This window comes from Nostoc sp. XA010 (assembly GCF_020829625.1).
Lineage (GTDB): Bacteria > Cyanobacteriota > Cyanobacteriia > Cyanobacteriales > Nostocaceae > Nostoc.
In genome coordinates, this window is the sequence record NZ_JAIVFX010000011.1 from 161,479 (window position 1) to 175,636 (window position 14,158).

At 43.9% G+C, this 14,158-nt stretch carries 13 protein-coding genes; 4 read left to right on the forward strand and 9 right to left on the reverse strand.

The window, feature by feature from the left end; all coding sequences use genetic code 11:
- The first annotated feature begins 165 nt into the window (after positions 1 to 165).
- Both LC608_RS18095 and LC608_RS18100 read left to right on the forward strand, forming a co-directional pair.
- A complete protein-coding gene (locus tag LC608_RS18095; RefSeq protein WP_229554843.1) occupies positions 166 to 723 on the forward strand; it encodes a methylmalonic aciduria and homocystinuria type D protein in 558 nt (185 codons plus the stop codon).
- A gap of 174 nt (positions 724 to 897) precedes the next feature.
- Positions 898 to 1,845 (forward strand): DUF3445 domain-containing protein, encoded by a 948-nt coding sequence (locus LC608_RS18100; protein WP_229554905.1) that lies wholly within the window; start codon positions 898 to 900, stop codon positions 1,843 to 1,845.
- A gap of 503 nt (positions 1,846 to 2,348) precedes the next feature.
- Here the strand turns inward: LC608_RS18100 and LC608_RS18105 are convergent.
- Entirely contained in the window at positions 2,349 to 2,594 is a 246-nt protein-coding gene (locus tag LC608_RS18105) for a hypothetical protein (RefSeq protein ID WP_229554844.1), read from the reverse strand.
- A complete protein-coding gene (locus tag LC608_RS18110; RefSeq protein ID WP_308189889.1) occupies positions 2,594 to 3,658 on the reverse strand; it encodes a potassium channel protein in 1,065 nt (354 codons plus the stop codon). The genes LC608_RS18105 and LC608_RS18110 overlap by 1 nt, the downstream gene beginning before the upstream one ends.
- Before the next feature lie 150 nt (positions 3,659 to 3,808).
- Here LC608_RS18110 and LC608_RS18115 point away from each other — a divergent pair, with 150 nt between their 5' ends.
- Positions 3,809 to 5,092 carry an aspartate aminotransferase family protein gene (locus LC608_RS18115; protein ID WP_229554845.1) on the forward strand — a complete coding sequence of 428 codons (1,284 nt, stop codon included), beginning with the start codon at positions 3,809 to 3,811 and terminating at the stop codon, positions 5,090 to 5,092.
- A 129-nt stretch (positions 5,093 to 5,221) separates the two neighbouring features.
- On the opposite strand, the gene LC608_RS18120 is transcribed toward LC608_RS18115, so the two are convergent.
- The 6 genes from LC608_RS18120 to pgmB form a co-directional block, all read right to left on the reverse strand.
- Complete coding sequence (locus LC608_RS18120) at positions 5,222 to 5,827, reverse strand: DUF4129 domain-containing protein (RefSeq protein ID WP_229554846.1); 606 nt, start codon at positions 5,825 to 5,827, stop codon at positions 5,222 to 5,224.
- A gap of 152 nt (positions 5,828 to 5,979) precedes the next feature.
- Positions 5,980 to 6,465 carry a DUF2243 domain-containing protein gene (locus tag LC608_RS18125; protein ID WP_229554847.1) on the reverse strand — a complete coding sequence of 162 codons (486 nt, stop codon included), beginning with the start codon at positions 6,463 to 6,465 and terminating at the stop codon, positions 5,980 to 5,982.
- Between the two features lie 93 nt (positions 6,466 to 6,558).
- Positions 6,559 to 6,951, reverse strand: coding sequence for a pentapeptide repeat-containing protein (locus tag LC608_RS18130; RefSeq protein WP_229554848.1), 393 nt, complete (start codon positions 6,949 to 6,951; stop codon positions 6,559 to 6,561).
- A 62-nt stretch (positions 6,952 to 7,013) separates the two neighbouring features.
- Positions 7,014 to 7,451, reverse strand: coding sequence for an Rrf2 family transcriptional regulator (locus LC608_RS18135; protein WP_229554849.1), 438 nt, complete (start codon positions 7,449 to 7,451; stop codon positions 7,014 to 7,016).
- A 231-nt stretch (positions 7,452 to 7,682) separates the two neighbouring features.
- Positions 7,683 to 8,003 carry an ATP-binding protein gene (locus LC608_RS37300; RefSeq protein ID WP_229554909.1) on the reverse strand — a complete coding sequence of 107 codons (321 nt, stop codon included), beginning with the start codon at positions 8,001 to 8,003 and terminating at the stop codon, positions 7,683 to 7,685.
- 121 nt (positions 8,004 to 8,124) lie between these two features.
- Complete coding sequence (gene pgmB / locus LC608_RS18145; protein WP_229554850.1) at positions 8,125 to 11,181, reverse strand: beta-phosphoglucomutase; 3,057 nt, start codon at positions 11,179 to 11,181, stop codon at positions 8,125 to 8,127.
- A 42-nt stretch (positions 11,182 to 11,223) separates the two neighbouring features.
- Here pgmB and LC608_RS18150 point away from each other — a divergent pair, with 42 nt between their 5' ends.
- The gene (locus tag LC608_RS18150; protein WP_229554851.1) at positions 11,224 to 11,445 is read left to right on the forward strand and encodes a hypothetical protein; all 222 of its coding nucleotides are present in this window, start codon (positions 11,224 to 11,226) and stop codon (positions 11,443 to 11,445) included.
- 136 nt (positions 11,446 to 11,581) lie between these two features.
- On the opposite strand, the gene LC608_RS18155 is transcribed toward LC608_RS18150, so the two are convergent.
- Entirely contained in the window at positions 11,582 to 13,993 is a 2,412-nt protein-coding gene (locus tag LC608_RS18155) for a sucrose synthase (RefSeq protein ID WP_229554852.1), read from the reverse strand.
- Between the last annotated feature and the right edge of the window lie 165 nt (positions 13,994 to 14,158).

The window sequence follows — 14,158 nt, forward strand, 5'->3', positions numbered from 1 at the left end:
CAGGTTAATAAAGGATAAAAATCGGATTAAAATTATCTAATTATTAGCAAATACTGCCAAAAAAAGTAACATATTATAGAAAACTGATGATTTTTATGAACTTTTAAGAGCTATCATCTATACCGGAGATTAAATTAAAAAACTTGCCAAAACCGAATCAATTTAGTGAACTATCCCAAGGTTTACACTTCGGAGCAGAGCTGTCCTATTAATTTAGTTGGCGAAATGGGACAAGCGGTTCAAATTTCAATTCATGCTCCCAGTCAATATATCTGTGCCAACTGCGAACGGATATTACCAGATTGGAAACAGCAGCCATTTTTACGAGTAGTGATTGTCTTACAGCAATCGCGTTATCAACTAGTCGAAAAGACAGCAGAAGTAGAGACAGAGAAAGAACGCTTGCGAGAAAAGTTTATGAGATTTGGCTGCGATTTGGCATTTAATCTGCGCGATCGCGGCTATTTAACAGACCTGATCGACCCTCGTACAGGCTATCCTTTACTGTCTCATCCCGGAGCAATTCCCCACGATGACACAGCAGTTGTCAAAGCTTTGCTTAACTATCCAGTGATTAAAAATCAATGCCGTGTGCTAGTGCATCCTGATTGGGGTGCAGCAGTTTATCCTAGTATTTTGATATCAGAAGCTCCCCCAGTTGTGATCGAATGGGTTACAAAAAGTTTAGCAGCCATGCATGGGTGGAAAGAAATTGATTATTAGTTATTGGTCATTTGTCATTGGTCATTGGTTATTTCTTCCTTATCGCTTCATATATATTGGAAATGAGGAGAATAAAAAACAAGCATCATAGAATCTGTGTCTTTAGACAACAACTTCTTCCAGGAAGCTAAGACAGTCGAAGCCTCTAATAGTGCAGCTTACTACTTCCCTCTGATGAGTGGACGCTACGAAGTCAAGCCGGGGATGATGGCTTTTGGTTCCTGTTTTGGTAATACTCAGGCTGATCAGCAGGTATTTCAAATTGATGATAATTTTGCCCACTACCGTCAGGCTAAACTTTTAGCTCGTGGAGAACGGTTGAGCAAGTACTACCAAACCAGCAATTATTCTAAAGCTGTGGCAGGTGCGCTCGCTCGTCTGATAATTAATCGCCTCGCCCAAGAACACCCACAGCATTTTCAATACCAAAAGTCAATAGACAACACTGTGGCATTTCACAGCGAACTTACCAAAGAAACCATCTATTTAGATGCAGAATTACAGTTACAGCAAGTTGAGGGTAGTTCAGTTGTTCCAGCTTACGCCTCTACCCTTGATGCTTTAGCAGCACAGGTACAAGAAGACCTGACAATTATCTGTCGGTCTGCTGATGGTAGCAACTGGCTGAGTGCAGTTCATCTCTGCTATCCCAATCACTGGTCAGCCCAGGAGAAAATTGGTAAAGATTTTGCCGCAATCCATGCACCTGTGGCTGGTATGGAAAAAATTAATCGGCGAGGGGATGCGATCGCTCATACAATGATTACCCACAAACCGATGGTGCGCTTTGCTTGGGGTTTGAGTACCGACACCCGCCTTAACCACCATCCCGAACCACCGCCTGGTGTGTCTGTTAACCAATGGGAAGGTAGAAGCTTTGATTCACAGCATCCCAGACTTTATCTGCGAATTGAGCGCCAAGTAATTTGGGGGCTACCAGAGTATGAAGCGGCACTTTTTACCATTCGTACTTATTTTCGAGATTGTAGTGTAGTGAAAAAAGACCCAATGTTACGGTCTAAGCTGTATGCTGCGATTCAGTCAATGACACCGGAATCACTGGTTTATAAAGGTTTGGTGGAAAGCAAAGCCAGTATTTTGGAGTGGCTAGAAAAGAATTGAGATATTAGAGGTATTAAAAGTCGAATGTGATAGTTGTCTCCCTCTAAAATCATCAAATCTTGAGATATTCTTTAGGATGTTGGTTAAAAGCCTTGACAACTAATGCAGTCTGGTAGTATTTAGCCTTCTTTTCTTTCAAGTGAAATTTAGGTTGAACTTCATATTCGTTTAACCCAAATCTTCACTTGGTGTTTTAAAATTCTAAAAACTCCGAGTTCTAAACTCGAAGTTCCAGGTTCTGAGTTACTAATCAAGAGAAATTGCAGCATGCATGATCCAAACTCACATCAACATGGCTAGTCAAAACCTATTTGTCCAGAAAGCTTTCGCTATCAGTTGCATTTGTTTTACAGCTACCTTGCATCATGGTCAAAAGAGGCAGGGGAGCAGGGAGCGGGGAGCAGGGGGGAGGTAGTAACGGATCTTGTGCTCCGACCAATCCAGGGCAAACGCATCTAAAGTATAAGAATCCTTTAATAACAAGGGTTTCGGCGTTTTTAAATTTAGCCTATTTTTTCGTCAATATCCTTACCCAGTAAGGGTTTCAGAAATACCGTGCGTTCGCCCTGCCGACCAATCGAGAACGCCTTCTTTAGGGCGGGGCTTAATACCCATGTTCCGCTCCGCTTCACGGCAACTCTAAGAGACGCTGCGCGAACGGGACAGGCATTGCTCCCCCTGCTAAGAGCGAGAACTGCCCCTCCGCCTCTTCGGTGATAACTGTTAACTTCACTCCCAGTGCTCCCCATTAGCTATTTTTCGGTCGCCGCAATTGCTGAGAACCAATTGGGCCAAGAATTTGGTTAAGGCTACGCAACTGTTCTGCTGTACCCATACCAATTAACCGATCGCCTGGCATTAACACCGTATCGCCAGTGGGGCCACCGATTAAAGTGCCATCAACGCGGCGAATTGCCAGAACTAATGCCCCAGATTGCGATCGCAATCTCGCTTTTTGCAAAGTTTGACCGACAAAGGGACAAAAAGCCGGATCGAGTAAAAATTCTTCCATATACAATTGACGGTCTGCACCTGTCAAAATCCCGTCTACAAAGTCCAATACTTGGGGTCTGAGAGCCGCAGCAGCCATGCGCTTTCCACCAGTAATATAGGGCGATATGACTTCATCTGCACCACCGCGTCGTAACTTCTGCAAAGCCTCTTCTGTACTTGCCCGTGCAATCACCCGAATTGCCGAATTCAGTGTTTTGGCAGATAAAACAATGTATAAATTTTCGGCATCTGAAGGAAGGGCCGCAACAATACACATCGCCCGTTCAATACCAACTTTCAGAAGTGTGTCATCTAGGGTAGCATCACCTTGATATGCCGTGTAACCTTCCGCCTGCGCCCTTTGCACAGATTCCATTTCCGAATCAATCACTACAAAAGGTACGTCTTCTGCCCGAAATTCCTTGGCAATTTGACGACCAGTCCGGCTAAATCCACAAATGATGTAGTGTTCTGTTAGGGATTCCATTAACCGCCTCTGCTGCTGTAGCCGAATTGCTTCGTGAAAGTAGCCTTCAATGATCGCTTCTGTAAATCTGTTGACAATGTAACCGATATTGACTACACCCAACAAAATCAAGGCAATTGTAAACAACCGTCCTCGGCTACCCAGTGGATGCGTCTCTCCATATCCCACAGTCGCTAAAGTGATGACTGTCATGTAAGCTGCATCTTCCCATGCCCAGCCCTCCACTAACGAGTACCACAAAGTGCCAATCAGGAAAACACCGCCAAGAGCGATCGCCCCAGTCATTAACTCTTTTTGGATACGTTGATATTTTTGCTCAAGTGTTGAGTACAAAGTTTTTTTTCACCACCGCTATGTCTTTGAGGTTATATAAGCGTTAGCCTAAGAAGAAGTACGAGTTGTGCTAAGTAAAAAGTATTTTTTAGGGATTTCTAGGAAACTAGTAAATAACTATATGATGAAAAACTCTCAGGAGGAGCGGTAGTGAGCCTACAAACTCTCGTTGAACAAGCCACCATCCCCCCAGATTCAGGGTCTGTAGCATCCAGTCCCTTTGATGCAGATAGCTTCAATGAAGCTGTCATGTCTACCTATGGCCGGTTTCCCTTAGCCCTAGAACGGGGTGCTGGATGCCGGGTTTGGGATACACAGGGGCGAGAATATCTGGACTTTGTGGCTGGAATTGCCACTTGTACTTTAGGACACGCCCACCCAGTTATGGTAGAAGCGGTGACACGCCAAATCCAGAAACTGCACCATGTCTCTAATTTGTACTACATTCCTGAGCAAGGTGAATTGGCAAAATGGCTTGTTGAACATTCTTGTGCCGATCGCGTGTTTTTCTGCAACTCTGGAGCTGAAGCTAATGAAGCTGCAATTAAACTGGCGCGGAAATATGCCCATACAGTATTAGACATTGAAAAACCGATTATTTTAACCGCCAATGCCAGTTTCCACGGACGGACTTTGGCAACGATTACCGCTACAGCACAACCGAAGTATCAAAAATATTTTGATCCCTTGGTTCCTGGTTTCCACTACGTAAATTACAACGATATTAACGCTGTGGAAGTGGCGATTAGTGAGTTGGATGAAGGCGATTATCGGGTAGCGGCAATTCTGATTGAGCCATTGCAGGGAGAAGGCGGTGTGCGTCCAGGAGATGTTGCCTATTTTAAAAAGCTCCGGCAGATTTGCGATGAAACTGGCATTTTATTGATTTTCGATGAAGTGCAAGTTGGTATGGGACGCAGTGGCAAATTATGGGCTTACGAACATCTCGGCGTTGAACCGGATATTTTCACCAGTGCCAAAGGCTTAGGTGGCGGTATCCCCATCGGTGCAATGATGAGTAAGAAATTCTGTGATGTTTTTCAACCAGGGGAACACGCCAGCACCTTTGGTGGAAATCCTTTTGTCTGTGGTGTAGCACTTAGTGTTTGCCAGACGTTGGAACGGGAAAATATTTTACAGAATGTGCAAGATAGAGGTGAACAATTGCGATCTGGATTGCAGGCGATCGCAGCTAAATATCCTCAGCAGGTTGGCGAAGTTCGCGGTTGGGGTTTAATCAACGGTTTGGAGTTGCGAGCCAATATTGAACTAACCGCAGCAGATGTCGTCAATGCTGCCATCAACGAGGGTGTATTACTGGTACCTGCCGGCCCAAAAGTAGTCCGATTTGTGCCACCGCTAATTGTCACAGAAGCGGAAGTAAACACTGCCTTGGAAGCTGTAGATAAGGCGATTGCAACTCTCACAGCTTAGGTAATCATAAAGCGAGGATAAGTCTTTATGCCTGTCTCTCGCTTTTCCTTACTTTTTTATTAATTTTCCTTAAAATTATTGTTTTTTTAGCTATTCTATGATTTTAGTATCCCTAACCCCACGTTCTCTTCACTCTGGGGAAATTTCCCGATAAGCTTGCCGACACTGCTCATAATTGTCTGACAAAATCTCGGCATTACCAAAACATAATTGCTCATGAGTGGTAATTAAAGTTTCATAAGGCTGTATAGGAGTCACAGACGATCGCAGCAATTGCAGATATTCTCCATCAGTGCGGCTGAGTTTGTGGGGTGCGATCGCATTTTTATCCAACTGCTGCAACATTGCTAAATAAATACAACGGCAAGCCTCACGGTAGTTACCTTGACGGTAAAATTGTTGCGATCGCTCCAACAAAAGGGCTATGGATGACTCACTAGAGCGACTTTTTACACGAAAATCAGTGAGATTGCCACTTCTATTCAGCCAAGAATATACATAAGGACTGAATTCTTGCCATAATCGCCAACCCACCCAAACTATAAATAAACCTAGTACTAGCCAAAACAGGAATTTCAGCAACTCACCAAGCCTTGGACTAATTGACCATCCAGTAGGCAATTCGGGCAAAGCGCGTTCAAAGCGGTAAAACTGGTATTCCCACCATTCTCCCGCTTGTTGTTGAAATTGAGAAAGCTGCCAACTCCAGCTAGTTTTTTCAAAAGTATCTGTCATAGGGGGGAGTGGGGAGGTAGGGGGCAGAGGGCAAGGGGATAAGAACTATGATTATTAACCCATGCCCAATACCATGCAAAAGCTTTGATATACAAAACTTTTGACTTTTGACTTTTGACTTCCGCCTTGCGGTAATGCCCCATGCCCAATGACTATTGACTAATGACTCTTGTCTTTTTTATCATTATCCAGCCGATGACAATAAGTAGCGCACCCAATGCAAGAAATCCTAAATCCCAAGCTAACTCATTTGGCCCTGATTTTACATGATGGATACCGAGAATTTGATGGTCAATTAAACCTTCAAAGAAGTCAAACAACCCAGTACCAATCAATATTGAGCCAATAAAGGTCTGTGATGACCAAGGAACATCTTCACGTCCTCCCGCACGCCATAGCAAGACAACTCCTATCACGGTGAATACCCAATTAAATGTATGAAATAACCCATCCCATACCATATTCAAATCTATATTCGCCATGTTTGTCAGAGGTCGAATATTACTAAGCATGTGATGCCACTGGAGGATCTGATGCAGTAAAATTCCATCAATAAACCCTCCAATACCTACACCAAGAAAAATTCCAGCAGTGATTATTGGTGCGCGTCGGTTGAGGGTTTCACTTTTAGCCTCCATTGTCAACCTCATCGATAGGCTTTTTCACCAAAGTACAACTTTTTGAGGACAAATATCTTCTATCTTGAGGCAAGTAGCATCATTGAACTTCAATCAATTTTCTGATTTAATCTGCATACCCGCTTTCACTGGGTCGAAATCTTGAGGAAAATGGGTGCTGCGATCGTAGTCTGCTTTTTCCAGCTTCGTTCCTTTGAGATCAGCTTGGCGGAGATTCGCTGACATCAATAATGCTCCCCTCAAATCGGCATCCTTGAGATTAGCTTGACCTAGATCGGCAAAACTCAAATCAGTTCCCCTCAAATTTGCACCACTCAGGTTAACTTCACTCAAATCAGCATAACTAAAGTCAGAACCTTTCAAGTTAATGCCTTGCAAATCAGCACTACCAAGTTCTACTTTACTAAAGTCCCGCTTTCCTGCTGCATAACTCTCTATAAGAGTAGCGACACTATTTATAGGCTGTTGAGAATTGGCTTCAGGCATATAACAGCCTCACAGGTTATTAGTTTTATACTAAAAATGAAAATTTTCCTACTTCATCCTTTCTAAATGTAATACATGAGTTCCTTTTGCTTTCGCATTGATCTTCGGTCGCAAAGGTCTTGGAGTGTATATTTTTCCAAAACTGAGTTAGCAGCCTGACGTGCTTCCTGCCAGACTTCCTGAATTAGCTCACCTTCTACCGTGTTGGGAGTTGGTTCAGGATTAGAGGCCACGATATCTGATCCTTCCATGCAGCTAAAAGCATCTAACACTGTAATCTTTCCGGGATCTCGTGCTAAAACGTAGCCACCTTTGGCTCCGCGTATACTCTTAATTAAACCTCCACGCCTTAATGTGGCTAGGAGTTGTTCTAAATAGCGGTTTGGGATGTCTTGTAATGCCGCTATCTCTCGAATTTGCAGGGCTTCACCGTTAGGGTAGCAGGTTGCCAACTCTAACAGGGCTAAAAGTGCGTATTCTGATTTGTTAGAGATTACCACAGGCGTAATATTTTAAACTCACACTTAAATATACAAAGTATTTGAATTGCTTTCCCTAAGTTACTCTTAAGAAAAACTTTACAATCAACCTATTGTTGACCGGCTAACCCCACTTTAAAGACCTTTTACCATAGAAGCAATTATATTTTATTCTGAATTCAATAAATAAAAGTGATTGATTATTTATAAAGTTTTCTAAAGTGTAAATTGATTTAAAAGCTGTGCAAGCCGCTATATATTCAAATTTCTCGAAAATGGCAGAGTTACGGTAAAGGTAGTTCCCGCACCGATCGCACTTTCGACACAAATTTCGCCGCCATGTAAATCTACAGCCTGCTTGACGATGGACATTCCCAATGCCAAAGGGGTGCGAAACTCATGGGAGGTGATGGTAGCTATTTGCACTTCTTCTAAAGCTAGGTGGACTTCTTTTAATACTGCGGTAACGAGTTCAATATCTTCCTGTACATTTTGCTGTTCACTCTGGCGTTGCAAAAGGGCGATGCGCTTACGCATCTTCTCTATCTGTAAAGCTAATCCGTCCAAATTCACTCTCTGACTCCTAATTTGGATATCTAAAACTTGCCTTTTCTTTTAGATTCTATTCTCAGACGATCTTAGCTTTTGGAGGTTAACAGTTATCAGTTAGTAAAGATCAGAAAGAGCAAGCCTTTTATCTGGCAATATTGCTTAATTTAGCTCTTAACTCTGCCCATTTGACCCCTTCTAAGCTGGGCAAAACAATATGAGCAGCTCCAACTCGTTCAGCAGGGCCGAGTCCTACTGCCCACATACCACCGACTAGAGCTGCCTCAATGCCTGCTACGGCATCTTCTACAACTACAGATTGCGTTGGTTCGAGTCCTAGCTGCTTGGCTGCGTACAGAAATAGATCGGGTGCTGGCTTAGGTTGCTGTACACTATAACCGTCAGCGATCGCATCTACTTTATCGGCAATGCCCAATCGCTCGATCACTGTGCGGGCATTTTTACTAGCTGAACCAATACCGATTTTAATCCCAGCTTGTCGCAGTTCATCCAAGAGAGCGATCGCACCTGGTAGCAAATCCTTGGGTGTCATGTTTTGGATCGATTCTACATAGTAGCGATTCTTACGCTCCATCATCTCCTCGATTTGTGCTTCTGAATATGGTCTATCTCCAATAATATGCATCAGAGAAGCACGACGGGATACGCCCCGCAGGGCTTCATTAGCTTGATGATTAAAGGGTATACCCTCTTCATCTGCTAGCTTTTGCCAAGCTAAGTAATGAAGTTCTGCTGTATCTGTTAGCACTCCATCTAGGTCGAAGATGAATCCTTGGATGTTGAGAGAATGGGGACTGGGGACTGGGAACTGGGGACTAGGGACTGGGGAAGATGAGGGAGCAGGGGAGGGAGGGCGGGAAGTTTGGTGTTCAGAAGCTTTTGATGGAAAATTTGGGGGATTTGGGGAGAGGGAAAGTTGGAGATATTCTAGTTGAGGAGTTATATCTTGGGCGACTTGTTCTTTGCGTAGATCGAAGTCGTGCCATTTTCCGCGCCAGTGCAGTTTAAATTTTAGACGTGTCCAGGCATCAGGCAGATGGCAGTTGGCTACGGGGCCATTTTCGGTGAGTTGAATGCCGCCGAATCCAAAAATTACAGCTTGCCAAACGCCACCAGCAGTAGCACCGTGAATTCCATCGCTGGTGTTACCTCGGTTATCTTCAAGATCCACCATTAACGCCTGCATAAACACTTCGTAAGCTTCCGTTGATTTGCCCAAATCGGAAGCTAAAATGGCGTGAACTGCTGGGCCAAGGGACGAACCATAAGTAATGTCTGTGCGGGGTGCGTAGTAGTTCCAGTTGGTCTGCAATGCTTTTTCGTTGTAGGGAAAATCTGCTGATTCCCGCATTAAATAAAGGAGCATCAAGATATCTGGCTGCTTGATTACTTGACATTTATTGGTTTTCTCAATACTCAAGATGGCTTGCATGGAGCGATCGCGCCCTTGGTAATCTGCTAAGTTGATATCTTCCAATTGGAAAAATCCCTCGAACTGCTCGATTAGTTCTGTTGATGAGTCATGGAGAAACAACATTTTGGCGATGATATCTTGCCAGTGCGTTCGCTCTTGTGGGGTGAGTTTGAGTTTGTGTTCTAGTTCAGTAGCTCGTTCGGGGAACTTTTGAGCCAACCAATCATAAACTGCGATCGCTTTCTCTAAATGCCATTGCGCCATCCGATTTGTAAAGGCGTTATTGTGGACGAATTCATGATATTCATCCACTCCGATCACTCCCCGAATTTCATATTGTTGGCGCTCAGAATTGAATTCGACTCGGCTACCCCAGAACATAGCGGCATCCAGAATAATCTCTGCGCCGCGCTGTTGCATCCACTCATCATCAGCAGTGACTTGCCAGTAGTTCCAAGCGGCGTAGGGAATATCTGCATTAATATGAATTTCGCGATCGCGGCACCAAATCCGCACGTCTTCACCATAAAAATCACTATTGAGTCCCCAACGTGGTGTTACTTCATCTCCGGTATCAGCACTTTCCCAGGCAAACATTGCCCCTTTATAGTCGTAATGGGCAGCCTTGCGTCTAGCTCCTGGTAAGGTGTGCCAACGGTAACTGAGTAAATTTCGAGCGATCGCTGGTTGGGTGAACAGAAAAAAGGGCAGCATAAAAATTTCTGTATCCCAAAAGATATGACCGCGATAGCCAAACCCAGAAAGAGTTTTAGCAGGAATGCTCACCTTGTCATCATGGCGTGACCCTGCAATCAGCAGTTGGAAGAGATTGTAGCGAACAGCAAAAGCAGCTGTGCTATCCCCTTCAATGAGGATGTCACTTTGCTGCCACGCCTCATCCCATGCCTGCTGATTGGCTTTTAGTAGTGTTGCGTAATCTGGCAGGTGCGCCAGTTTTTCTGTAGCTGCTGAAACTGGTGTTTCAGTCTCCCGCGAAGTAAAAACTGTCACGATTTTTTCTACCGTTACGGTCTGTTGTGATTTAGCCAGGTAGGTCATGCTCAAGGTTGGATAACCAGGCGCAGTACTGACTTGCAAAGATGCTTCAGCGCCTGATATTCTCATAGTTGCGCCCATACCGAGTTCAATTCGGGAGTGACGGGTGCGGCGTTGCAACCAGATTCCTTGGTCAGTCTTGCCTTGATCTAGTCCTTCCCAGTGATTAAAACCCTGATTTTCTGGATAGCCGTTGATACTTCCCTGAACTTCGATTACCCCATCAAAATCTACTGGTGTTAAATGGCAGCGTTGCGCTAACACATGCTGATCTGCAAAACTAGCAAAGCGTTCAAAGTGAATATCTATAGTCTTTCCACTGGGAGAGCGCCAACGTAAGTAACGGCTAAGAAGTCCGTAGCGTAAATCAAGCTGACGATCATAGCGCAATATTTTACCTTGATCGAGACGGAAGCGTTCGCGTAGCGTCTCCGTAGGAGATTCGCCATTTACAATCACTACCAAAGGTAGCCAGTCAGGGCAATTTGCCAGTTCAGTGTACACCACCGGCACATCGTCGTAGACACCGTTGATGAAAGTAGCTGGCAATGCATGAGGATAACCTTCCTCAAAACTGCCTTTTGTTCCCAGGTATCCATTGCCGATTGTAAAGACGGTTTCTTTAGAGTGCAATTGATCGGGGTCAAACTGGGTTTCGATTAAAATCCAGTCTGTGTAGATAAAATTGCGAGAATGACCTTTTTTGTCCATAAGTGGGGAGTAGTAGGGAGTGGGGATGAATGAGTCTTTGAGGTGGATGAACGGAGTTCTGAAGTGGATGAACGGAGTTCTGAAGTGGATGAACGGAGTTTTGAGGTGGATGAACGGAGTTTTGAGGTGGATGAACGGAGTTCTAAGGTGGATGAACGGAGTTCTAAGGTGGATGAACGGAGTTCTAAGGTGGATGAACGGAGTTCTAAGGTGGATGAACGGAGTTCTAAGGTGGATGAACGGAGTTCTAAGGTGGGTGAATGAGTCTTTGAGGGAGATGAATGAGTCTTTGAGGGAGATGAATGAGCCTTTAAGCCAATGCTTTAACTTCTAACTCCCCCTGCCCCCTGCCCCCTGCTCCCCTGCTCCCCTGCTCCCCCACTCCCCACTCCCCACTCCCTCATCCCCCCTTATGTTTCTCCAAAATCTTTTCGGCTCTAGGTTTATAAATGAGATGAAATAGGGCTTCCATATAACGATCTCTGGCTTCATTATTTTCTGGTGCAACAAAGTTCCAAAAACTAAATACTTTAGCAAGCTGTAGTAATTGATTACTATGTAAATGCCAATTGTATCTATTATGAATTCGCTGACTCATCCATTCTGAGACTTCCTGCCAATAATCATCCTGAGTATTGCATTGTTCAACAAAGCCCAAAATTTTCTTTGCTGTACCTTCTAAGTCTGTAGGATTAACATTAAATTCATTCTCTTGGCTTTCGATAATTTCTAAAGAGCCGCCAAATTGAGTAGCAAAAGTTGGCAAGCCAGAAATCATCGCTTCCAAAATAGACCTACCGAAGGATTCAAACCGGGCAAAGTGGACATAAATTCCCTGAGAATCTGCAACTACTCGGTAGGCTTCACCGATGTTTTTGCTAGGGATACGCATCCCCACCCAGCGAATTTTGCCATTGAGATGATATTGCTCAATAATGTCGTGGAGTTTTTGGATTTCTTCTGCTTCTTCTAGGTTTGTAGCTTCATCTGGATGCAGTTTACTACTTAAAAGGATTAGGTTACAGTGCTCTTGTAAGTTCTGACTTTGACCAAAACATTCAGCTAAACCAGTGAGATTTTTGATTGAAGTGATGGGAGCAACGGCAAAGATTGGCTGCTTGTTAAGGTTATCTAAATGACCAAAGATTTGGGGGTCTTCGCGGGTAAAGAGGAGGTCGTGAATTTGTCTGCCAAGCTTGATATCTCGGTCTTCTTTTTGGCTATAGGGAAAGAAAATCTTTTCATCTACTCCCGGCGGCACTAAGTTGAATTTAGGACTAAATAAATCAATGCCATCAACCACATGATACAGATGCGGCATTGTAAAGCATTTGTACGATTCGTATTGACCTATGGTGTCAGGTGTGCCGACAATTTCTTGATAGGATGATGTGATGATAAACTCGGCTGCATTCATGCTAATCAAATCGGCGGTAAATTGTACCGAGAAGTGATATTGGTCTTCTAAATCTTGCCAATATAAATTACTAAATAGATGTTTAGGTTTTTCCAATGAATGAGCAATGTTGCACTGGGTAACTTTCATCCGGCGCGATAAAAGAAAAGCCACTAAGTTACCGTCGCTGTAGTTACCGATAAGAAGATTAGGTTTACCTTGGAATTGAGCTAGCAATTCTTTTTCTGCATCTAGAGCAAAGTTTTCTAAATAAGGCCAAATCTCAAATTTAGAAATCCAATTGTTAGTAATTTCGGGATTGAATTTACCAAAAGGAACGCGCAATATCCAAGCATTTTCAGTATCTTGGACTTTTTCTAAGCGTAGGTTGCAAAATGTTCCTTCGCAGTTAGGGATTAGCCGGGTGAGAATAATCACATGTGGCTTCATACCCAGCACGTCGAGGCCAGCAAGTCTGATTTGTTCACGCAGTTCGTTTTCTAAGCTGCGGGCTTGTTCAAGGACGTAGATAACTTGACCGAGTGTTTCATCTCTTCCCAAAACATCTTCCTGTCCCACCCAGCCGTGGATGGAAATGAGGACGACGCGAAAAATCGCGGGGACGCGGGCCACAAATGTTTCTAAAATGCCAGGTTCTGGGGAGTAAATGAGTCGGTCTAAGAGTTCAAGTGTTTCAGAGACTCGCGCCGCAGTATTACCCCAACCCGGCTCAAATCCGAGTTCTTGGAGATCGAAGCGGAATTTTTCATAAGGTTCATCAGGCTCAAGCTCATTCAGTAATTTCAGCGCTAGCTTTATTTGTTTGGCTAAATGAATACCTGAAGGAATGCGATCGCTCAACAACAGCCGAATTCCATCGTGTTGCAGCCCCTGTAATGCTTGAAATAACATTTCCACCCAATATTGGGGGTCAGTCAACAATTGATTGCACAGATAACGGTTGAGGAAGGCTAAACCTTGACCAATATTTCTAGGGTCGTCAATTCTTGGGGAACTTTCGTAAAACGGGTGGAGGTCGATTTCCAGGATGTGAGGTTGGTAGCGGTTGACTAGGCGATCTCTTACATCTAGCAGCATTTGAGGCGTCATCTGCTCGAAACTATTAAAATCGGCTGTCAGTTTCCAAACTTCCTGACTAGCAATTCTGGGACGAACCACGAACCAGGTACTTTCTTCTTCAAGAATTATTTCGTGGGTGTACTGTATCAGTTTACCCACAGAAGAAGAATAGTAAAAATAGGCTGGCTTTTGGGATTGATGACAGTAATCGGCAAAAGCTTGTAAAATTTCATTTCTCAGGAAGTAACGCTTACCTGAAGCACTCAACGTATAAATCAACTGATGCAGAGCAGTTTTTTCATCACCGTTGAAGACAGCTTGAACTAGTTCATACATGATGACGAATCCCAGAACTTTAGCTAGGTCACGACCTCATTTTTATCTCTAGTCTCCGGTTTTGTGAGGCACATTCCCCATTCAATGCTACATAAATATGGAAACTACCCGCGTCTAACTCTGGGATGAGACACTGCGAGGGCTTCAAATTTATGGGATGAGGGA